General features: G+C 60.3%; 19 protein-coding genes. 13 read left to right on the top strand and 6 right to left on the bottom strand.

The features are described 5' to 3' along the window. Nucleotides 1-31: 31 nt before the first annotated feature. From H096_RS18390 to H096_RS18400, 3 genes are all read left to right on the top strand, one after another. Nucleotides 32-868, top strand: coding sequence for a S1-like domain-containing RNA-binding protein (locus H096_RS18390; RefSeq protein ID WP_017845295.1), 837 nt, complete (start codon nucleotides 32-34; stop codon nucleotides 866-868). 52 nt (nucleotides 869-920) lie between these two features. Then, nucleotides 921-1319, top strand: coding sequence for a DUF2177 family protein (locus H096_RS18395; protein WP_033900655.1), 399 nt, complete (start codon nucleotides 921-923; stop codon nucleotides 1317-1319). Nucleotides 1320-1518: 199 nt separating this feature from the next. After that, nucleotides 1519-2961 carry an NCS1 family nucleobase:cation symporter-1 gene (locus H096_RS18400; protein WP_033900659.1) on the top strand — a complete coding sequence of 481 codons (1443 nt, stop codon included), beginning with the start codon at nucleotides 1519-1521 and terminating at the stop codon, nucleotides 2959-2961. Here H096_RS18400 and H096_RS18405 read toward each other — a convergent pair. Beyond that, nucleotides 2873-4081: an MFS transporter gene (locus tag H096_RS18405; protein WP_033900661.1), complete on the bottom strand. Its 1209-nt coding sequence runs from the start codon at nucleotides 4079-4081 to the stop codon at nucleotides 2873-2875. The two genes, H096_RS18400 and H096_RS18405, sit on opposite strands and share 89 nt — an antisense overlap. Nucleotides 4082-4184: 103 nt before the next feature. Here H096_RS18405 and H096_RS18410 point away from each other — a divergent pair, with 103 nt between their 5' ends. The 3 genes from H096_RS18410 to H096_RS18415 all read left to right on the top strand — a co-directional run bounded on the left by H096_RS18410 (nucleotide 4185) and on the right by H096_RS18415 (nucleotide 7838). Continuing rightward, complete coding sequence (locus H096_RS18410) at nucleotides 4185-5078, top strand: LysR family transcriptional regulator (protein WP_033900662.1); 894 nt, start codon at nucleotides 4185-4187, stop codon at nucleotides 5076-5078. A gap of 142 nt (nucleotides 5079-5220) precedes the next feature. Then, the gene (locus tag H096_RS34750; RefSeq protein WP_003193089.1) at nucleotides 5221-5343 is read left to right on the top strand and encodes a PA1414 family protein; all 123 of its coding nucleotides are present in this window, start codon (nucleotides 5221-5223) and stop codon (nucleotides 5341-5343) included. Nucleotides 5344-5747: 404 nt separating this feature from the next. Further along, complete coding sequence (locus H096_RS18415) at nucleotides 5748-7838, top strand: FAD-dependent oxidoreductase (protein ID WP_033900664.1); 2091 nt, start codon at nucleotides 5748-5750, stop codon at nucleotides 7836-7838. A gap of 64 nt (nucleotides 7839-7902) precedes the next feature. On the opposite strand, the gene H096_RS18420 is transcribed toward H096_RS18415, so the two are convergent. The 4 genes from H096_RS18420 to speB are packed head-to-tail and all read right to left on the bottom strand — an operon-like array spanning nucleotide 7903 to nucleotide 12225. Beyond that, nucleotides 7903-9285 carry a sodium:solute symporter gene (locus H096_RS18420; protein ID WP_028617385.1) on the bottom strand — a complete coding sequence of 461 codons (1383 nt, stop codon included), beginning with the start codon at nucleotides 9283-9285 and terminating at the stop codon, nucleotides 7903-7905. A 34-nt stretch (nucleotides 9286-9319) separates the two neighbouring features. Beyond that, nucleotides 9320-10831: a cytosine permease gene (locus H096_RS18425; RefSeq protein WP_033900668.1), complete on the bottom strand. Its 1512-nt coding sequence runs from the start codon at nucleotides 10829-10831 to the stop codon at nucleotides 9320-9322. 21 nt (nucleotides 10832-10852) lie between these two features. After that, nucleotides 10853-11275 (bottom strand): nuclear transport factor 2 family protein, encoded by a 423-nt coding sequence (locus H096_RS18430; RefSeq protein ID WP_033900670.1) that lies wholly within the window; start codon nucleotides 11273-11275, stop codon nucleotides 10853-10855. Continuing rightward, nucleotides 11275-12225: an agmatinase gene (gene speB / locus H096_RS18435; RefSeq protein WP_033900672.1), complete on the bottom strand. Its 951-nt coding sequence runs from the start codon at nucleotides 12223-12225 to the stop codon at nucleotides 11275-11277. The genes H096_RS18430 and speB overlap by 1 nt, the downstream gene beginning before the upstream one ends. Nucleotides 12226-12374: 149 nt before the next feature. Here speB and H096_RS18440 point away from each other — a divergent pair, with 149 nt between their 5' ends. From H096_RS18440 to H096_RS18470, 7 genes are all read left to right on the top strand, one after another. Continuing rightward, entirely contained in the window at nucleotides 12375-13268 is an 894-nt protein-coding gene (locus H096_RS18440) for a LysR family transcriptional regulator (RefSeq protein WP_028617381.1), read from the top strand. Nucleotides 13269-13274: 6 nt separating this feature from the next. Continuing rightward, nucleotides 13275-13871 (top strand): DTW domain-containing protein, encoded by a 597-nt coding sequence (locus H096_RS18445; protein WP_033900674.1) that lies wholly within the window; start codon nucleotides 13275-13277, stop codon nucleotides 13869-13871. Between the two features lie 111 nt (nucleotides 13872-13982). Beyond that, a complete protein-coding gene (cysM, locus tag H096_RS18450; RefSeq protein WP_033900675.1) occupies nucleotides 13983-14885 on the top strand; it encodes a cysteine synthase CysM in 903 nt (300 codons plus the stop codon). Next, nucleotides 14885-16237 (top strand): 23S rRNA (uracil(1939)-C(5))-methyltransferase RlmD, encoded by a 1353-nt coding sequence (gene rlmD / locus H096_RS18455; RefSeq protein WP_033900678.1) that lies wholly within the window; start codon nucleotides 14885-14887, stop codon nucleotides 16235-16237. The genes cysM and rlmD overlap by 1 nt, the downstream gene beginning before the upstream one ends. Before the next feature lie 119 nt (nucleotides 16238-16356). Further along, nucleotides 16357-18600: a GTP diphosphokinase gene (gene relA, locus H096_RS18460; RefSeq protein ID WP_033900680.1), complete on the top strand. Its 2244-nt coding sequence runs from the start codon at nucleotides 16357-16359 to the stop codon at nucleotides 18598-18600. Continuing rightward, on the top strand, nucleotides 18600-19433 hold the full coding sequence (mazG, locus tag H096_RS18465) for a nucleoside triphosphate pyrophosphohydrolase (protein WP_028617376.1): 834 nt from the start codon (nucleotides 18600-18602) through the stop codon (nucleotides 19431-19433). Before relA ends, mazG begins: the two co-directional genes overlap by 1 nt. 25 nt (nucleotides 19434-19458) lie before the next feature. Continuing rightward, entirely contained in the window at nucleotides 19459-20004 is a 546-nt protein-coding gene (locus H096_RS18470; RefSeq protein ID WP_033900683.1) for a DUF2058 domain-containing protein, read from the top strand. Between the two features lie 146 nt (nucleotides 20005-20150). On the opposite strand, the gene H096_RS18475 is transcribed toward H096_RS18470, so the two are convergent. Continuing rightward, nucleotides 20151-20339 (bottom strand): hypothetical protein, encoded by a 189-nt coding sequence (locus tag H096_RS18475; RefSeq protein ID WP_033900685.1) that lies wholly within the window; start codon nucleotides 20337-20339, stop codon nucleotides 20151-20153. Nucleotides 20340-20421: the final 82 nt, after the last annotated feature.

The following is a 20421-nucleotide window of genomic DNA, read 5'->3' on the forward strand; positions in this document are numbered from 1 at the left end:
GAATGCCGCCCACGTAATGAGGGTATTGAAAATGGCTTTGGTCGGGCGCTACAACAGCTTGCAAGTGGTTAAACACACTAACTTTGGTTTGTACCTGGACGGTGCGCAAGATGGCGAAATCCTCTTGCCTAATCGGTATATCCCCAAAGATATTCCCAGTGAAGATGAAGACTGGCTTAACGTTTTCATTTACCTGGACAGCGATGACAAACTTATCGCCACCACTGAAAAGCCCAAAGTTCAAGTGGGTGAGTTCGCCAGTTTGAAAGTGGTAGAAGTCAACAGCATTGGCGTGTTCCTCGACTGGGGCCTGCCCAAGGACCTGTTGCTGCCGTACTCGGAAGAAAAACGCCAGATGACCGCAGGCGAATATTGCGTGGTGCACGTCTACCTCGACAAGCACACCAAGCGCATCACCGCCACTGCGCGCCTGGATCGCTACCTGGACAAGACGCCGGCCAACTACCAGGTGGGCCAGGAAGTCGACCTGCTGGTGGCCGAAGCCACTGACATGGGCTTCAAGGCGATCATCAACAACAAACACTGGGGCCTGATCCACAAGAACGAAGTGTTCAAGTTCCTGCGCCCAGGTAAAGAAGAAAAAGGCTTTATCAAAGAGATCCGCGCCGATGGCAACATCAGCCTGAGCCTGCAGCCGGTTGGCCAGGAAGCGGCCTCCAGCCTCAACTCGAAGATCCTCGCCAAGTTGCGTGAAAACAACGGCAGCTTGCCGGTCAGCGACAAGAGCGATCCGGCCGTGATCAGCAACTTGTTCGGTGTGAGCAAGGGCAACTTCAAGAAGGCCATTGGTGCGTTGTACAAGCAGGGCCAGATCGTGATCCACGCGGATCGCATTGAACTAAGCTGACCCCGATTTGCTCTTCTGTAGACGCCCGTCGGCGTCTACAGAGGTTGCATCAATGAGCAAGAAATCGCTGTTCGCCTACTTCGGCACGTTGCTCGCCTTCCTGATCCTGGACGGCCTCTGGCTCGGTGTCCTCATGGGCCCCACCTACAAATCCCTGCTGGGTCCACTGATGCTGGACCAACCCCGCCTGTTGCCCGCCACACTCTTCTATCTCCTTTATGTGCTCGGTTGCGTGGTATTCGTAGTCTTGCCCAGCGCAAGCTGGCAGCGCGCTGCACGGCTGGGTGCCTTGCTGGGCCTGGTCGCCTATGGCACCTACGACCTGAGCAACTGGGCCACGCTGCAAGGTTGGTCTGCGCAGTTGGCAGTCATGGACATGGCGTGGGGCACCTTCCTGACTGCGGCCTGTTGCACGGCAGGTTATCTGTGTGCACATCGAGTGCAGCGCTGATTGTGTACAGGATTTTTGTGCACCGTTGCTGAGCGTAGGCCCTGCATACAAGCCTGTTCCCCTCCCTTTGGAACGCCGTTCCAGAGGGATTGGGGTCAATTGGCACGCATTCTGCTGAATACCTCGTATACAAACCATGCCGCCTCCCGTATGCATCCCCGTGACGGAAGTGCAGGCCGGTATTTCGAGGAGCCCCGCGATGACCGAACAATTGCCCAAAGGCTACAGCCCACGCCTGTATAACCAGGACCTGGGCCCGCTGCCGCAAAAGTGGAACTGGTACAACATTTTCGCCTTCTGGATGAGCGACGTGCACAGCGTCGGCGGTTATGTGTTCGCTGCCAGCCTCTTCGCCCTGGGCCTCGCCAGTTGGCAGGTGCTGATCGCCTTGCTCGCCGGGATCTGCATCGTGCAAGTGATCGCCAATCTGGTAGCCAAACCGAGCCAGCAGGCTGCGGTGCCTTACCCCGTGATCTGTCGCCTGGCATTTGGCGTGTTCGGCGCGAACATTCCTGCGGTGATTCGCGGCTTGATCGCGGTGGCCTGGTATGGGATTCAGACATACCTGGCGTCGAGCGCCTTGATCATCGTGGTGCTGCGCTTCTTCCCACAGATGGAGGTGTACGCGGAGCCGCATTTTGCGGGCTTGTCCTACCTTGGTTGGTTTGGTTTCCTCAGTCTGTGGCTGTTGCAAGCGGCGGTGTTCTGGGCCGGCATGGAATCCATCCGGCGTTTTATCGATTGGGCCGGACCGGTGGTCTACGCGGTGATGTTCGCCCTGGCGGGTTGGATCGTGTGGAAGGCGGGCTGGTCGAACATCAGCTTCACCCTGGCGGAAAAATCCCTGTCGGGCTGGCAGGCCTTCGGCCAGGTGATCGTGGCGACGGCGTTGGTGGTGTCGTACTTTTCCGGGCCGACCCTGAACTTCGGTGACTTCAGCCGCTACTGCCGCAGCATGCAGGACGTACGGCGCGGCAACTTCTGGGGGCTGCCGGTGAATTTCCTGGCGTTTTCCCTGGTCACCGTGGTGATCGTCTCTGGCACCTTGCCGGTGTTTGGCGAAATGTTGCATGACCCGATCGCCACGGTGTCGCGCATCGATAACAGCATGGCGGTGTTGCTGGGGGCGTTTGCTTTTGTCACCGCGACCATCGGCATCAATATCGTCGCCAACTTCGTTTCCCCAGCCTTTGACTTCGCCAACGTCGCACCGAGCAAGATCAGCTGGCGCGCGGGTGGGATGATCGCTGCGGTGGCGTCGATCTTCATCACACCGTGGAACCTGTTCAATAACCCGCTGATGATCCATTACACACTGGACATTCTCGCGGCTTTTATCGGGCCACTGTTCGGCATCCTGTTGGTGGATTTCTACCTGATCAAAAAACAGCAGATCGACGTGGACGCGTTGTTCGATGACAGCCCGAGCGGGCGCTATTACTTCGACGGCGGTGTGAACTGGACGGCAGTCAAAGCGCTGGTGCCCGCGACGCTGGTGGGCGTCGCGATCACCTTTACCCCGGCGTTGCAGGGCATGGCCAACTTTGCCTGGTTTACCGGCTGCTTCCTGGGTGGGCTGTTTTTCCTGGTGTTGGCGCGGCGTGAACAGGGGCGTGTGCCTGCACCGCTGGTTGCCGGCTGACCAGGATCGAGCCCGCCAACAGCAAGCCAGCGCCGGCCACCACCAATGCCGGTTGCAGCCCACCACTCAGGTGGCTGCTGACCGAGGCCAGTAACGGCCCGCTCAATTGGCCGATGGCGAAGCTGGCGGTGAGCAGTCCGGTGCTGCGCTGGTAGCCGTGGGGAGCGACCTCGCGCAGGCGGGCCATCACCAACTGCATGCAGGCCAGGAACGGTCCGCCGCACAGCAACACCCCCAGTGCCAGGCCCCAGCCATTGCCCAGCAAGCAGGCAAACACCCCGGCCGCTTGCAGCCACAATGTGGTCATCAGCCAGCGGCGAGTGGTGTCTGGGTCCTTGCGGCGCAGGGTTGCCACCACTACGCCAATCGCGGCGGCCAGGCCGAAGCATGGCCAGAACAGGTCGGCTTGCCAGGCACCTTTGAATTGCGCGCTGGCCATCTGCGACAGGAACGTCGCCGGGATGATGTAGCCAAGACCATACAACACATAAATCCAGCACAAATGCGCGATGCTGCCGTTGCTGCCAGCGTCGACGTGCCCGGCAACGGGCGTACCGGTGGGGGAGGGTTTGGGCAGGAAAGGCAAGATGGACAGCAACATCACCAGCGCCACCGCGCCATATACCAGCCACAACGTGCCCGAGTTTTGCCCCATCAGGTTGGAGCCCAGCGCCAGCAAACCGGTCAACAAAATCCCCAGCCCCGGCCCGGCAAAAACCAAGGCACCCAGGCGCGGACGCCCGGCGGCAATCGCCAGCGGCTGGCTCAGGCTGGTGATCATTACCAGGGCCCAGGCACTCGCGACACCGGTGCCAAAGCGCAACAACAGGTGCGGCCAGAACCCGTGGGCCCAGTACGACGCCAGGGTCAGCAGCACGCACAGCCACAACCCACCATATAAACGCCCACGGACATGATGGTGGCTGCGCGCGAAGATCGAATCTACCGCGCCGACGAAGTAGCCCAGGTAGTTGGCGGCGGCAATCAGGCCGGCGCCGGTCAGGTCGATCTGCCCTTCACTGAGCAGATGGGGCATTTGTGGGGTGAGGGCGAAGCGGCCAATCCCCATCGCCATCATCAGGGCGACAAAGCTGGCGAGTAAGCGAACTAAAGGAGACATGATCAGTATTCCTGCGAGTAAACGAATACCCTCAGGCTAAAGTGGATTGACTTTCTGCAAAAATGAATAATAGTGAGTAACTTGTTCAGTTTTGGAGAAAGGTATGGAGTTCAGTCAATTGCGCATTTTCCAGGCGGTGGCGGAAGAGGGCTCCATCACGCGCGCGGCTGAGCGCTTGCATCGGGTGCCGTCGAACCTGTCGACGCGCCTCAAGCAAATGGAGGAGCAGCTCGGCGTAGAGCTGTTCGTGCGTGAGCGCCAGCGCTTGCAGCTGTCACCGGCCGGCAAGGTGCTGCTGGACTACAGCACTCGACTGCTGGCCCTACACGACGAAGCCCACGGCGCGGTGCAAGGCGGGCAACCGGCCGGCGATTTTGTGGTGGGCAGCATGTACAGCACAGCGGCGGTGCATCTGCCGAAACTGCTGGCGGGCTATCACAAGGCCTACCCGATGGTGAACCTTCAGGTGCAATCGGCACCCAGCGGAGAGCTGCTCGAAGGGTTGATCACCGGCCGGCTGGATGCGGCATTTGTGGACGGCCCCATCACCATCGCTTCCCTGGACGGTGTGCCTCTGTGCGAAGAACGCCTGGTGCTGATCTGCGAGGCCGACCATCCGCCGGTACTGGGTCCGCAGGATGTGGCGGGGCGTTCGGTGTTCACCTTCCGTCGCAGCTGCGCCTATCGCACCCGCCTGGAAACCTGGTTTTCCCATGAGCGCGTGGCCATGGGCCGGGCGATTGAGATCGAGTCTTATCAGGGCATGCTGGCGTGCGTGATCGCCGGGTCCGGGGTGGCGTTGATGTCCGAATCCATGCTGGAGAGCCTGCCAGGCAAGGACAGCGTGTCCGTTCATCCGTTGAAAGGGCCTTTTGCCACTGCCACCACCTGGCTGATGTGGCGAAAGGGTATGCTCGGCGCTAACCTCAACGCATGGATCGACCTGCAGCAAGCCAGCAAGACTGCGGTCCTGCACGACACGCGCGCCATTGCTTGAGCGATCCGTCAGGATTTTGATGAATTCAGTAATAGTTCGTTGTGGTTTCGTTCAAGCATTACGTAGGACTTAGGGCTACTATCACCGTAGGAAAAGGCGACAGAACTTGCGCCTACCAGCATTACCCTCAAAGGGGGCAACCATGAAAGAGAAAATTCAAAACTGGCTCCATGATCTGGGTGTTGCACTGGGCTTGATCGAGCCTCCGCTGCAACCCGTGCCGATTCGCACCGATGACGAGCAGCGTCGCCCACGTCGCAGGTAAGTCCTGGAAGCGCTCACGCGATTCAATCGCGCGGGCGCTGACACCTCGGGTCGTTCTTCAGGGCGTGTTCGGTTCCCTGTAATCAGGCTGTATTCGCTGTACATTTCGTAGTGTCCGCAACTGTCTGACGAGGCATGCCTCATTGTCAGAGCCTTCTTCTTATTCCGTCATCCGTAACCTTTTCCCTGTTCGTCCTTTCTGAGTAAACAAACGCTGGGAGCTTGTCAGTCAGGCTTTTGCGTTCAATTGTCAGAATTGGATTACTAGTCAGTCAGAAACGGCCGGCTTACTTAATTCTTAAGAGGCGCATAGGTTGAAACCCAAGCGCCCATTCGTGGCGCCCCAACGTTATTGAACTCCTCTTCTCAAGGGGTCAATAAACCAGAATTGTTGGAGACAAAGCTATGTTGCTCTCTTCAGTTCCGCCGGTCGCCGCGTCACTCATCACCACAATCGACAGTGTTCTACATATTGCACCGGTGTCGAAAGGCTGGAAGGCCGACGCCCCCAGAAACGTCGTGTTTCTTCCCCCTGCATTGACCAAGCAGGCTCTGCTCATACAGCTCGGGCTCTTACGGCCAACTACGATCATCGTCGGCGACCAAGCCATCGATGCGGACCTCATTCATCAATGGCGTGCCTCTCACCCCTTTGGAGAACTCTGTTTGATCCGCAGAGGTACGAGTCTGGATAAGATACGACTGGACCTATGTGAATCTAATGGTATTCAAGTATTCAACACGCCGGGGGTGAACGCGCCGCATGTGGCTGCCTATCTCCTACGTTGGCTGACACTGGCGGATGGCTCCATCCCTCATGATGTGCGTGTACTGGGATACGGCAATGTGGGAAAGGAACTGGTCAATTTGTTACTTGATCGAGATCCCGATGTTCGGATCAAGGTACTAGTCCGCCAGGATCGAGCACTGGACACTTTCGGGCATGCATCTCCCGATAGTCGAGTGTCATTTGTCGTGGACTGGTCCGAGGTATTGGACGGCGCTTCTGCTGTCGCCCTGTGCTTATCCCTGAACGATGAGTCCACTCATCGCATTGATTCATCCCTCATCCAATCCCTGCACACACACGCTCGGCTGGTCTGTGTCGCCAAGCCGGATGTGTTGAGTGACGATGCTTTGCATGCCCTGGCAGCGGCTGAAGATATCCAGCTTGTCGTGGACTATGGGCCTGCGACATTGGAGGCGTTCCGCCTACGTACGCAAACGCTCGGCTGTGAGGTCTCCATTTGGTACAGACCTGCGACGCTGACTACGCAGGCATCAACCAGCGAGGCCTGCCACTGCGACCTTGACTACGCTGTTTCAGTTCAGTTGAGCCTGATGGCTGTGCGCGGCCTGGTCAGGCGCAAACTTACACAGTCATTGGCGATTCCTCTTCGGACCGCAGGCGCTGGTGCACCGCGTGTGTCGATCATTGGCAGAGGGATCAATGGCCTGCTCCAGGCGGTGATGCTCCGCCTGGCGAATTATCAAGTGACGATATATGGAGGCAATCAGAGGAGCGATGGTGCCAGTCACAAGCCTGTGAACATGCGCCACCTGTCGGCCACGGAGACGAGCGCAAAGCCACTGCATAACGATTATCTACTTCCCGCCAATCAGCATTTGGCCGTTGAGTGCAATCGCGCGGGCATTGAGTTGTTTGAAAAACTGCTGGCTGATAATCCAGCGTTGGCGCGATTCGCTCGGGCTCGAATTGTACGTGCTTACAGGGACGACGCCCTTGGAATAGAGGCAGCGATAAAGGAGCAGTCCGATATCGAAAACAGGCCTTGGCCGAGTGGCAAACTGGGATGCGAACTCACAGAGATCAGTCAACGACAGTTTTTTGAGCGGTATGGCGTTCCAGGCATTGGTGGGGCTATTGAAGTGTCGGGCTACGATTTGGAGTTTGTCCATTTGAAGGATGAGATAGAGGCGCTTTTACTGAGCGCCGGGGTTCAGTTCATGCCTGGGCATCTGAATCCGGCCCAAATTTCTGAGCTAAGCAGGCAACACTTCGTTGTGACTGCCATGGGAGTAGAGGAGTTTGAAGTCGTTTCGACTATTGGTTGGTTTTTCAAGCTGCGCGCTGCTGATCACGAAGGTGCCGGAATGCGCGGACTCAAGCTGCAGTACGATTTGCCAATCGGTGTCATGAATTGCCGTTTGGATGGGGACTGGATTCTCATTTCAGGTGGACAGGTTCCGCCCGATTCGACAGCAGAGCGCAAGGAGCAGATATTGGCGGCATGTCTGGCTGCTGTCTCTCGGCACTTTCCGAGGTCCTATCGCAGGGCAATCGAAAGTGGTGACTTGCAAGTTATCGAATGCGCCAGACCCGGCACCTCGGATGGGCTGTCGATAGTGCATTGGTCCGCCTACCACCGAATTGCAGCAGGAGGAACCTACGCCGGCGGCACAACACAGGGATTGCTATGGGCCTCCCTGGTCCAGGAAATCATCCAGGCAAATCAAGATCTTGCTGTTGAATGAAAAAAACGGGCACGACATCCGACGTCGCGCCCGCTGAAGAAACCGCTCTAAATCCACTTGTATCTCAAACCGCGTTGGCCGCCACACCCTCTGGCCGGCGCGACAGCAAACTCACCACTACAAAACTCACCAGCCCGATCGCCAGGCTGTAGTAGATCGGCGTGTTTGCATCCAACCCGTCCTTGATCATGAACACCAGCGCCGTCACGAAGCCCAGGGTCATGGAGGTGATGGCGCCTGATGTGGTGGCGCGCTTCCAGAAGATCGCGCCGATCAGCGGGATCAACATGCCGCCCACCAACAGGTTGTAGGCCAGGGTCAAGGCGCTGATCACATCGCTCACCACCAGTGCGATACCCAGCACGGCAATGCCGGTCAGCATCGTGAACAGGCGGTTGATGGCCAGGCTCGACTGTTTGCCGCCACGCAGACGCGGCAGCAGGTCTTCGGTCAGGACGGTGGAGGCGGCGAGCAGGCCGGCGCTGGCGGTGGACATCATTGCCGCCAGTGCTGCGGCAATCACCAGGCCACGGATGCCGTCCGGCAGCGAGACTTTGACGATGGCGGCAAAGGCGTTGTTGACGTTATCCAGGTCCGGGATCAGCACATGCGCGGCCATGCCGATCAATGCACAGGCCAGGCCATAGAGGATGCAGTAGAACCCGGCGAACGTGCCTGCGTACTTGGCGACCTTTTCGTCGCGGGCAGTGAACACCCGCTGCCAGATGTCCTGGCCGATCAGGATGCCGAAGAAGTAGATCATGAAGTAGGTGATGATGGTGTCCCAACCGATCGCGGTGAAGCTGAAACTCGACGCGGGCAGCTTGGCCACCAGTTCGTCCCAGCCGCCGACGCGGTACAGGCAGATCGGCAAGAGGATGAACATCAGGCCGACGGTCTTGATCACGAATTGCACGATGTCGGTGAGGGTCAGCGACCACATGCCGCCGATGGTCGAGTACACCACCACCACGCCACCGCCGAGCAGCACCGAGATCCAGAACGGCAGGCCGAACAGCACTTGCAGCACGGTGCCGATGGCCAGGATCGAGGTCACGCCGATCATCAGTGCGTAGGCCAGCATGATCACCGCGCTGGCCTGGCGGGCCATGGGGTTGTAGCGTTTTTCCAGCACCTGGGTCACGGTGAAGATCTTCAGCTTCAACAGCGGCTTGGCCAGGAACAGGTTCAGCGCAATGATGCCCATGCCCAGCGCGGCACACAGCCAGAAGCCGGAGATGCCATGCACGTAGCCCAGGCGCACGGTGCCGACGGTGGACGCCCCGCCCAATACCGTGGCGGCCATGGTGCCCATGTACAGCGATGGGCCCAGGTTGCGACCGGCCACCAGGTAGTCTTCGTGGGTCTTGGCGCGGCGCATGCCGTAGTAGCCGAGCACGAGCATGCCGGCGGCGTAGATGAGTACGACGAATAAATCCAAAGCCATGACGGCGGTTCTCCGATTATCTTTTTTATGGGGATCAGGCGGCCTGTTGCAGCGCCGGTTTAACGTGCGCATCCGTGCGCTTGCTGCGGGAGTCAGTCGGCCCATAAACAGCCGCCGGTTCCGGGAACACACGAAGCAAGGTCAGGTACACCACCGAGGCCAACCCCAGCGTCACCGGCAGGCTGATATCAATGCCATCCGCCAGATTGCCCAGCGGCCCGACAAACTGCCCCGGCAGGTTGACGAAGCACAGGCCCACCAGCGCACTCGGGATCCACGCTCCCAGCCCGCGCCAGTTCCAGCCGTGGCTGAACCAGTAGCGGCCGCCGGTTTCACCACGCGTGAACACCTGCAGGTCATCCGGGCAATAGAAACCGCGACGCACGATCAGGCCGATGATCATCATCACCATCCACGGCGTGGTGCAGGTGATGATCAGCACGGCGAAGGTCGACACGCTCTGCACCAGGTTGGCGGCGAAACGTCCGATAAAGATGAAGGCAATCGACATCACCCCGATCAGCAACGTGGCCTTGACCCGCGACAGCAGGCGCGGGAATACGCTGGACATGTCCAACCCGGTGCCATACAGCGACGTCGTGCCGGTGGACATGCCACCGATCACCGCGATAAGGCACACCGGCAGGAAGAACCAGCTCGGCGCCACGGCCAGCAAACCGCCGACATAGTTGTTGGCCGCAATATAGTCCGGTGCCTTGATCGCCACGATGGTCGCGGTGGCCAGGCCGAACAGGAAGGGGATCAAGGTGGCGATTTGCGCCAGGACCACTGCCAGCATGATGTGTATTTTCGGCGTCTCACGCGGGATATAGCGTGACCAGTCACCCAGGAACGCGCCGAACGAAATCGGATTGCTCATGGCCACCAGCGCGGCGCCGATAAAGGCCGCCCAGAAGCCGGTCTGGCCCAGCGCTACGGTGCCGGCGAAGTGGCTGTCGAAGGCCGGCGCAAACGCGAAGATCCCCAGCAGGAACAGCAGGCTCGCCGCCCACACGGCAATGCGATTGACCCACAGCATGAAGCGAAAGCCATAGATGCACACGGTCAGCACCAGAATCGCGAACACGCCGTAGGCCAGGCCCAGGCTCAGGTCGGTTTCCGGCAAGCCAATCAGACGTTTCGCACCGCCCACCAGCGCATCACCTGAACTCCACACCGATAGTGAGAAGAAGGCAATCGCCGTCAGCAGCGAGAGAAACGAGCCGACAATCCGCCCGTGCACGCCAAAGTGCGCACCGGAAGACACGGCGTTGTTGGTGCCATTGATCGGCCCGAACAGGCCCATTGGCGCGAGGATCAGCGCACCCACCAGCACGCCCAGCACAATCGCCCAGACACCGGCCTGGAACGACAGGCCGAACAGCACGGGAAAAGAACCCAGCACGGCGGTGGCAAAGGTATTGGCGCCGCCGAAGATCAGTCGGAACAGATCCTTGGGGCCGGCGGTACGTTCGTGGTCCGGGATCTGCTCGACCCCGTTGGTTTCTATCTTGCGAATACTTTTATCGTTGTTTTTATTATTCATGATCTGCTCCGATCACATTGGCTAAGGGGGCGGCAGCCCTTCCGGCATAGCGGACAAATGTTCGTGACAGGCCAGCCACAGGCCTTGTTTTTGTTCTGTGCGAGACTCTTGCCGTTTGAAGACAATGGTCTCGCGTTCCTGGCTAAAAAATTGCTCCCCGTTCATGCGCAGCTCGGTGGCCACGTCATGCATGAAAATCGCCACGTCACCTTGCAGGCTGACAAAGGCGTTGCTCGAGGTGCAGGACAGCACCTCGAACCCCTCGTCCCGGCGCCAGCTGTCCCACAACGCCTGGTAGGCGTCGCGACTGAGCAGTGGCTGGGGCAGGGTGTAGAACACGAAGCTGGCGTCCGCCGTGAACGCGCCGAAGTAGGCGGCGCGGTCATTGCGGGCGAAGGCCGCCACCAGGTCGGCGGCGGCTTGCAGTACTTCTTGGGCGCTCATCAGCGATGTGCCACGCCAGGCAGTACGCAGAGCATCTCGTACAGCAGGTTGGCGCCCAGCAGCGAAGTGTTGCCGGTGGTGTCGTAGGGCGGCGAAACTTCTACCAGGTCGCAACCAATCAGGTCGAGACCCTGGCAGCCACGGATGATCTCGATGGCCTGGATGGTGGTCAGCCCGCCGATTTCCGGGGTGCCGGTGCCCGGTGCCCAGGCCGGGTCGATGCCATCAATGTCAAAGCTCAGGTACACCGGGCCACCGCCGACTTTTTCACGCACTTCGGCCATCAAGGGCGCGAGGGAGTGGTGCCAGCATTCTTCGGCCTGGACCACGCGAAAGCCTTGTTTGCGGCTCCAGTTGAAGTCTTCGGCGGTGTAGCCCTGGGCGCGCAGGCCGATCTGCACCACACGGTCGCAATCGAGCAAACCTTCTTCTACCGCGCGGCGGAAGGTGGTGCCGTGGGCGATTTTCTCGCCGAACATATGGTCGTTGACGTCAGCGTGGGCATCGATGTGCACCAGCCCGACCTTGCCGTGTTTCTTGTGGATCGCCCGCAGGATCGGCAGGGTGATGGTGTGGTCGCCGCCCAGGGTCATCGGGATCACGTCGTGTTCGAGGATCTCGTCGTAGGCTTCTTCGATGATGCGCACGGCGTCGAGCAGGTTGAAGGTGTTGATCGCCACGTCGCCGATGTCGGCCACCGACAGCGAGTCGAACGGTGCGGCACCGGTGGCCATGTTGTACGGGCGGATCATCACGGATTCGGCGCGGATTTCACGCGGCCCGAAGCGAGTACCGGCGCGCAGCGAGGTACCGATGTCCAGCGGCACACCGATAAAGGCGGCATCCAGGCCCTTGGCGGTTTGCAGGTGGGGAAGACGCATCATGGTGGCGATGCCGGCAAAGCGCGGCATTTCGTTGCCGCCCAGTGGTTGGTGGAAAATCTTGTCCACGGGAGTGCCTCATCGTTGTTTTGTTTGTTAGGGGCCGATTCTGCGAAATACGTGGAAACGAAAGAATCGGCAGGGGCAAATACTTAGTTCAGATTTTTCTAAACTAATGCGCACAGGTAGACTGCAACGACCTACACCCGGAGCCGACCATGGCCAACGCCTTGCCCGACCTGAAACTCCTGCGCATCTTCGTCAGCGTCGTGCGGCACCAGGGGTTCGCCAATGCCCAGCACGAACTCAACCTGTCCACCTCCGCCATCAGCACCTACATGAGTCAGCTGGAAGCGGCGCTGGGCCTGGTGCTGTGTCATCGCGGGCGTGGCGGTTTCAGCCTGACCAGCAAAGGCGAATTGTTTCATCAAGAGACCTTGCGCCTGCTGGGCGAGCTGGAAGGTTTCGAGCAGTACGCCGCCGCGTTGAAGGGCGAGTTGCGCGGCACGCTGAAGCTGGGTGTACTGGACTCCACGGTCAGCGACAAAGCGTTACCCTTCGCCGAAGTGATCGGCGCCTACAGCCTGGAACACCCGGCGGTGCACTTGCATCTGTCGGTGATGAGCCCTTACGAACTGCAACTGGGCGTGCAGGACAACCGTCTCGACCTGGCCATCGGCGCGTTTTCCAACCGCATGAGCGGGCTGATCTACATGCCGCTGTACCGGGAGCAGCACTGGTTGTATTGCAGCACGCGGCATCCTTTGTTCAATGAACGGCGCATTCCCGAGCAGGTGATCACGCAGCAACGCATGGTCGGTCGCGGCTACTGGAGCCAGGCCGAATTGGCAAGGCACGGCTTCAAACACAGTGCAGCCACCGTGGAAAGTATGGAGGCGCAGTTGATCCTGGTGCTGTCCGGCGCCTACATCGGTTATTTGCCCGAACACTACGCCCAGGCCTGGGCCGACAAGGGCGATTTGCGCGTCTTGCTGCCGGCGACCTTCGGCTACCAGGCGCCGTTTTCGATGATCATGCGCCGGGGGCGCAGCCGAGAACCGCTGATCCAGACTTTCCGCGACTTGCTCAAAGCCCAGCTCAACCAGGCCTGAAAACCCATGTCCAGACCCCAATGTTCCCGTTGCCTCAGGCCTGTCGCCCACTGCCTGTGCGCGTTAATCCCCAATCTCTACAGTCGCACGCGGGTGTTGCTGTTGCAGCACCCGAGCGAGGTCAACCATGCGCTGAACACCGCGCGGTTGGCGGCGTTGGGGTTGAACAATGCGCAGTTGGTGGTGGGAGAGGTCTTTGAGGACCTGCCTGCGTTGTTGAACGTGCCCGGCTACCAGGCACGGCTGCTGTTTCCGGCTGACGACGCCCAGCCACTTAAAGTCTATGCGCCAGTAGATCAGCCGCTGCTGCTGGTGGTCCCCGACGGCACTTGGCGCAAGGCGCGCAAGCTCTTGCACCTCAATCCGTTGTTGGCTGCGCTACCCAGGGTGGCGTTGGCCGAAGGCGCAGTGTCCCGCTATCGGCTGCGCAAGGCGCCTGGCCCCGGCGCGCTGTCGACAGTGGAAGCGATTGTGCAGGCGCTGGAGGTCTTGGAGTCGCCCGCTTCGTTCGAAGCCTTGCTCAAACCCTTCGATGCGTTGATCGACGGCCAGATTGCGGCGATGGGGCCTGACGTGTTCAACCGCAACCATGGCGAGCGGTGAACATTCGGTGCCTTATTCCTTTAAGCCATAAGCACCACACTTTGCGTGATATGGCCCGCCGGCCTTTCCCGGTATGATGTTCGCCCCCGCAGTCTGGATTGCGAATACGCCATGACCTTGCAGTACCCTACAATCGCCGATTGCGTCGGCAACACGCCCCTGGTCCGCTTGCAACGCATGGCGGGTGAAACCAGCAATACCCTGTTGCTCAAGCTCGAAGGGAACAACCCGGCCGGCTCCGTGAAGGACCGCCCGGCGTTGTCGATGATCACCCGCGCCGAGCTGCGCGGGCAGATCAAGCCCGGCGACACCCTGATCGAAGCCACCTCGGGTAACACCGGGATCGCCCTGGCCATGGCCGCCGCGATCAAGGGTTACAAGATGATCCTGATCATGCCCGACAACGGCAGCGCCGAACGCAAGGCGGCAATGACCGCCTACGGCGCCCAGCTGATCCTGGTCACCCAGGAAGAAGGCATGGAAGGCGCACGGGACTTGGCCGAGCGCTTGGCCGCCGAAGGCCGTGGCCTGGTGCTGGACCAGTTCGCCAACGGCGACAACCCCGAGGCGCACTACACCACCACCGGCCCGGAAATCTGGCGCCAGACGGGGGGCACCATCACCCATTTCGTCAGCTCCATGGGCACCACCGGCACCATCATGGGCAACTCGCGCTACCTGAAGGAGCAGAACCCGGCAATCCAGATCGTCGGCCTGCAACCGATGGAAGGCTCGGCCATTCCCGGTATCCGCCGCTGGCCCGAAGAGTATCTGCCGAAGATCTACAACGCGACCCGCGTAGACCGCATCATCGACATGGCCCAGCGCGAAGCCGAAGACACCACCCGCCGCCTGGCCCGTGAAGAAGGCATCTTCTGCGGCGTGTCGTCCGGTGGCGCGGTGGCCGGCATGTTGCGTTTGTCTAAAGAAGTGGAAAACGCGGTGATCGTCGCGATCATCTGTGACCGAGGCGACCGCTACCTGTCGACCGGCATCTTCGACGAACCCAACTGATGGCCAAGCACGAGAGAGGCCTGCGCTTCCAACCGACGGGCGGCAGCCGGGCCCCGCAGATTCCTGTAGGCAAGAAACAGCGCCTGACCATTGAGCGCCTGGCCAACGACGGCCGTGGCATTGTGTTCTTTGAAGGCCGCACCTGGTTTGTGAACGGCGCGCTGGCCGGCGAAGAAGTTGAAGCGCGGGTGTTAGGCGCCCACGGCAAGATTGTCGAGGCGCGCACCGAGCGCGTGTTCAAGGCCAGCGAATTGCGCCGCCCGGCGCCGTGCGCCCATGTCGGCCGCTGCGGCGGTTGCAGCGTGCAGCACTTGCCCCATACCGAACAGCTTGCCCTGAAACAGCGCATGCTCGCCGAGCAACTGTCCCGTGTGGCCGGTGTCGAACCGCAAGAGTGGGCTGCGCCTTTGAGCGGTCCGGAATTCGGATACCGTCGCCGCGCCCGCGTGGCCGTGCGCTGGGATGCCAAGGCCAAACAGCTGGAAGTGGGTTTTCGCGCCGTGGCCAGCCAAGACATTGTTGCCATCGACGATTGCCCGGTGCTGGTACAGGCCTTGCAACCGATCATGCAGCGCCTGCCGAACATGCTGCGTCGCCTGAGCAAGCCGCAGGCGTTGGGGCATGTTGAATTGTTCAGCGGCACCTCCATCGCCGTGTTGCTGCGGCACATGGCGCCGCTGTCGGAAGCGGACTTGCAGGTATTGAAAGAGTTTTGCGCCTTCCATGAAGCTCAATTGTGGCTGCATGGCGAGGGTCAACCTGAGCCGGTCGACGTCGATTCGGTCTTGGGTTTTCGATTGGAACAATGGGATCTGGAGTTGGCCTACCGACCTGGCGACTTCGTGCAGGTCAACGCCGGGGTCAACGAAGCGATGGTCGCGCAGGCCCTGGAATGGCTGGCGCCACAACCCGACGAACGGGTGCTGGACCTGTTTTGCGGCCTGGGCAACTTCGCCCTGCCACTGGCGCGCCAGGTGCGTGAAGTGGTGGCGGTGGAAGGCGTGCAGACCATGGTGGACCGCGCGGCCGTCAACGCCGTCAGCAACGATTTGCATAATGCACAGTTTTTTCAGGCCGATTTGTCCCAGCCTTTGACTGACGCGGAATGGGCCAAACAGGGCTTTTCTGCGGTACTCTTGGACCCACCCCGTGATGGTGCCATGGAGGTTGTGCGCAAGCTCGCGACCCTGGGAGCCAAGCGTCTGGTGTATGTGTCCTGCAACCCGGCCACGCTGGCGCGGGACACGGTTGAGTTGGTCAAGCAGGGCTACCGGCTAAAACGTGCCGGGATCCTCGACATGTTTCCGCAAACCGCGCATGTCGAGGCCATGGCGTTATTTGAAGCGGGCTAGGATGCCCGTTTAATCCGACCGGCCTGTCGTCTCCAGGGCCTGTGATCTGCCAGGGAGCAGTAGAAGGTCGGCGATGAATTCTGGCGCATCGAAGGTGCGTCGTAGGGAAGGTAAGCAAGATGGTACAGGTGAGAGCACACCAGCCGATCAACACCGACGGCAGTATCAATCTCGAGGCATGGCTGGATCATGCCATCAGTGTCGACCCGGCACTGGACCGTGAAGCCTTGAAAGCAGCCTGCGAGTTCGCTCGCGAGTCTGAGCAGCAAGACAATGCGGCCAAGAACCTGTGGGCCGAAGGCACTTCGAGCTTTCGCACCGGGTTGGAAATCGCCGAGATCCTCGCCGATCTCAAGCTGGACCAGGATTCACTGATTGCCGCCGTGCTGTATCGCGGCGTGCGTGAAGGGCATATTCAGTTGCCCACCGTCAGCCAGCGTTTCGGCGCCGTGGTGGCCAAGTTGATCGACGGCGTGCTGCGTATGGCCGCGATCAGCGCCAGCCTCAGCCCACGTCAGTCCATGGTGCTGGGCACCCAGGGGCAGGTCGAGAACCTGCGCAAGATGCTGGTGGCGATGGTCGACGACGTGCGTGTCGCCCTGATTAAGCTGGCTGAGCGCACCTGCGCGATCCGTGCGGTGAAGACCGCCGACGACGAGAAACGTAACCGCGTCGCCCGCGAAGTCTTCGATATCTATGCGCCGCTGGCCCACCGCCTGGGTATCGGCCATATCAAGTGGGAGCTGGAGGACTTGTCCTTCCGCTACCTCGAACCCGATCAATACAAACAGATCGCTACGCTGCTGCATGAGCGGCGGCTGGACCGTGAGCGCTTCATCGCCGACGTGATGAACCAGTTGCGTTCCGAGTTACAGGCCACCGGCGTCGAAGCCGACATCAGCGGCCGCGCCAAGCACATTTATTCCATCTGGCGCAAAATGCAGCGCAAGGGCCTGGCGTTCAGCCAGATCTACGACGTGCGGGCCGTGCGCGTGCTGGTGCCGGAAATGCGCGACTGCTACACCGCGCTCGGTATCGTCCACACCCTGTGGCGGCACATTCCCAAGGAGTTTGACGACTACATCGCCAACCCCAAGGAGAACGGCTACCGCTCGCTGCACACTGCGGTGATCGGCCCCGAGGGCAAGGTGCTGGAAGTGCAGATCCGCACCCACGCCATGCACGAAGAGGCTGAGCTGGGCGTGTGTGCGCACTGGCGTTACAAGGGCACCGACGTCAAGGCCGGGTCCAACCAGTACGAAGAGAAAATCTCCTGGCTGCGCCAAGTGCTGGAATGGCACGAAGAACTCGGCGACATCGGCGGCCTGGCCGAACAGCTGCGCGTGGATATCGAGCCGGACCGGGTCTACATCTTCACCCCGGACGGCCACGCCATCGACTTGCCCAAGGGCGCCACGCCGCTGGACTTCGCCTACCGCGTGCACACCGAGATCGGCCACAACTGCCGGGGCGCCAAGATCAATGGGCGCATCGTGCCGCTCAACTACAGCCTGCAGACCGGTGAACAGGTCGAGATCATCACCAGCAAGCACGGCACGCCGAGCCGCGACTGGCTGAACCCGAACCTGGGCTACATCACCACGTCGCGGGCACGGGCGAAGATCGTCCACTGGTTCAAATTGCAGGCGCGCGACCAGAACGTCGCCGCCGGTAAAACCTTGCTTGAGCGCGAACTGGGGCGCCTCGGTCTGCCTCAGGTGGACTTCGACAAGTTGGCCGAAAAAGCCAACATGAAGATCGCCGAAGACATGTTCGCTGCCCTCGGTGCTGGCGATTTGCGCCTGGCCCAACTGGTCAACCTGGCGCAACAACTGGTCGAGCCGGAACGCGGCAGCGAACAGCTGGAGCTGATCCCACGCAAGGCCACCGGCTACAAGCCCGGCAAACGCGGCGATATCCAGATCCAGGGCGTGGGCAACCTGATGACCCAAATCGCCGGCTGCTGCCAGCCGCTGCCGGGTGACGCCATCGTCGGCTACATCACTCAGGGCCGTGGCGTGAGCATTCACCGCCAGGACTGCGCCTCGGTGCTGCAACTGGGCGGGCGTGAGCCGGAGCGGATCATCCAGGTCAGCTGGGGCCCGGTGCCGGTGCTCACCTACCCGGTGGACATCATTATTCGTGCATACGACCGTTCCGGCTTGCTGCGGGATGTGTCGCAAGTATTGCTCAATGAGCGGATCAACGTGCTGGCGGTCAACACCCGTTCGAATAAAGAGGACAATACCGCGCTGATGTCCCTGACTATCGAGATTCCGGGGTTGGACGCATTGGGGCGGTTGCTGGGGCGGATTTCCCAGCTACCGAATATCATCGAGACGCGGCGTAACCGAACCCCATGATGTATTCGCTTGAAGACCTGCTGCACTTGATGAACCGCCTGCGGGACCCGCAATACGGGTGCCCGTGGGACATCAAGCAAACCTACGCCACCATCGTCCCGCACACCCTGGAAGAAGCCTACGAAGTGGCCGACGCCATCGAGCGCGGCGACTTCGATCACCTGCAAGGCGAGTTGGGCGACCTGTTGTTCCAGGTGGTGTATTACAGCCAGTTGGCGCGGGAAGAAGGGCGCTTCGAATTCGCCGGGGTGATCGACAGCATCACGCGCAAGCTGATCCGTCGTCATCCCCACGTGTTTCCCACGGGCGATCTGTATGCACCGCTGGATATCCCGCAGCTGAGTGAAGAACAGGTCAAGGAGCGCTGGGAGCAGATCAAGGCCGAGGAACGTGCGGAAAAGTCCGACGCACCGGAGCAACTTTCCCTGCTGGACGATGTGCCCACGGCGCTGCCGTCCCTGTCCCGCGCCGCCAAATTGCAGAAGCGCGCCAGCCAGGTCGGCTTCGACTGGCCGTCGGCCCTGCCGGTGGTGGATAACGTGCGCGAAGAGCTGGATGAAGTGCTCGAGGCCATGGCCGACAACGATTCGGTGGCCATTGCCGATGAGGTTGGTGACCTGCTGTTCGCGGCGGTCAACCTGGCCCGTCACCTCAAGGTCGACCCGGAAACCGCGCTGCGTGGCGCCAATGCCAAGTTCGAACGACGCTTCCGATTTATCGAACAGGCATTGCGCGATACGCACCAATCCATAGAAGATTGCACCCTCGAAACGATGGACGCCCTGTGGGGCGAAGCCAAACGTCAGGAAAAGAATGTGTCCAGCTGCGGTTGAGCAGTTGCCTAAGTGAGTAAGCACCATGAGCCTTTCCCTTCGCGACCAGTTGCTCAAAGCAGGTCTGGTCAACCAAAAGCAGGCCAAGCAGGTCGGCAAAGACAAGCAGAAGCAGCAGCGCCTGGTCCACAAAGGCCAGATCGAGGCGGATGACACCCAGGCCCGCCTGGCGGCCGAAGCGCACGCCGAGAAGGTCAAGCGCGACCAGGAACTGAACCGCCAGCAGCAGGAAAAAGCCGAGGCCAAGGCCCGCACCGCCCAGGTTAAGCAGTTGATCGAAACCTCGCGCCTGCCCAAGCTGACCACCGAGGACTACTACAACTTCGTGGATGACAAGAAGGTCAAGCGCCTGTCGGTCAACACGCTGATGCGCAACAAGCTGAGCAACGGCTCCCTGGCTATCGTGCATCACGGCGGCAGCTACGAGGTAATCCCGCGCGAAGCCGCGCTGAAGATCCAGGAGCGCGCACCGGAGCGTATCGTGCAGCTCAATATCCTGACGGAAAGCCAGGTGCCGGACGAGGATGACCCGTACGCGGCGTACCAGATCCCGGATGATCTGATGTGGTAAGGCTGTAGAAACAACATTGTGGCGAGCGAGCTTGCTCGCGTTGGGCTGCGAAGCGGCCCCATAAATGCAAAACCCGCTCAAGAGGCGGGTTTTGTGTTTTCAGGTATCCAGGCTGCGTGGGCCTTGTACCTGAGCCTTGCGAATACTCAGGAGCTTTCTGCCTGACGTTTCATCTCAAGCGACTCAAGCTCGTTTTTATAATTATGAGCGTCGCTCTCGTTGTGAAACATGCCGACCAACAGGTCTTGTTGGTGTACATCCCAGATGTGAATCCCATGGCCCAGTGCTTCGTGGGACATATGTTCGTCGTCGCGTTCAGTTACTTTTACAGTCATCTGCTTGCTCCAATCTCTGGTGGATCTGCGGCAAGTCGTCGCAGGCCTTTGTTATATGATTTGTTAGCTTGCTAAGTAAACC

It is taken from the genome of Pseudomonas sp. FH1 (genome assembly GCF_000510895.2).
Classification (GTDB): Bacteria; Pseudomonadota; Gammaproteobacteria; order Pseudomonadales; family Pseudomonadaceae; genus Aquipseudomonas; species Aquipseudomonas azotoformans_A.

What these genes read in the sequence shown, in the direction of transcription:
- H096_RS18410 (WP_033900662.1), top strand. Translation starts at nt 4,185, where the DNA reads ATGGAGTTCAGTCAATTGCGCATTTTCCAGGCGGTGGCGGAAGAGGGC.
- cysM (WP_033900675.1), top strand. Translation starts at nt 13,983, where the DNA reads ATGACCTTGCAGTACCCTACAATCGCCGATTGCGTCGGCAACACGCCC.
- H096_RS18415 (WP_033900664.1), top strand. Translation starts at nt 5,748, where the DNA reads ATGTTGCTCTCTTCAGTTCCGCCGGTCGCCGCGTCACTCATCACCACA.
- H096_RS18390 (WP_017845295.1), top strand. Translation starts at nt 32, where the DNA reads ATGGCTTTGGTCGGGCGCTACAACAGCTTGCAAGTGGTTAAACACACT.
- H096_RS18440 (WP_028617381.1), top strand. Translation starts at nt 12,375, where the DNA reads ATGGCCAACGCCTTGCCCGACCTGAAACTCCTGCGCATCTTCGTCAGC.
- mazG (WP_028617376.1), top strand. Translation starts at nt 18,600, where the DNA reads ATGTATTCGCTTGAAGACCTGCTGCACTTGATGAACCGCCTGCGGGAC.
- H096_RS18405 (WP_033900661.1), bottom strand. Translation starts at nt 4,081, where the DNA reads ATGTCTCCTTTAGTTCGCTTACTCGCCAGCTTTGTCGCCCTGATGATG.
- H096_RS34750 (WP_003193089.1), top strand. Translation starts at nt 5,221, where the DNA reads ATGAAAGAGAAAATTCAAAACTGGCTCCATGATCTGGGTGTTGCACTG.
- relA (WP_033900680.1), top strand. Translation starts at nt 16,357, where the DNA reads ATGGTACAGGTGAGAGCACACCAGCCGATCAACACCGACGGCAGTATC.
- rlmD (WP_033900678.1), top strand. Translation starts at nt 14,885, where the DNA reads ATGGCCAAGCACGAGAGAGGCCTGCGCTTCCAACCGACGGGCGGCAGC.
- H096_RS18400 (WP_033900659.1), top strand. Translation starts at nt 1,519, where the DNA reads ATGACCGAACAATTGCCCAAAGGCTACAGCCCACGCCTGTATAACCAG.
- H096_RS18420 (WP_028617385.1), bottom strand. Translation starts at nt 9,285, where the DNA reads ATGGCTTTGGATTTATTCGTCGTACTCATCTACGCCGCCGGCATGCTC.
- H096_RS18475 (WP_033900685.1), bottom strand. Translation starts at nt 20,339, where the DNA reads ATGACTGTAAAAGTAACTGAACGCGACGACGAACATATGTCCCACGAA.
- H096_RS18470 (WP_033900683.1), top strand. Translation starts at nt 19,459, where the DNA reads ATGAGCCTTTCCCTTCGCGACCAGTTGCTCAAAGCAGGTCTGGTCAAC.
- H096_RS18395 (WP_033900655.1), top strand. Translation starts at nt 921, where the DNA reads ATGAGCAAGAAATCGCTGTTCGCCTACTTCGGCACGTTGCTCGCCTTC.
- H096_RS18430 (WP_033900670.1), bottom strand. Translation starts at nt 11,275, where the DNA reads ATGAGCGCCCAAGAAGTACTGCAAGCCGCCGCCGACCTGGTGGCGGCC.
- H096_RS18445 (WP_033900674.1), top strand. Translation starts at nt 13,275, where the DNA reads ATGTCCAGACCCCAATGTTCCCGTTGCCTCAGGCCTGTCGCCCACTGC.
- H096_RS18425 (WP_033900668.1), bottom strand. Translation starts at nt 10,831, where the DNA reads ATGAATAATAAAAACAACGATAAAAGTATTCGCAAGATAGAAACCAAC.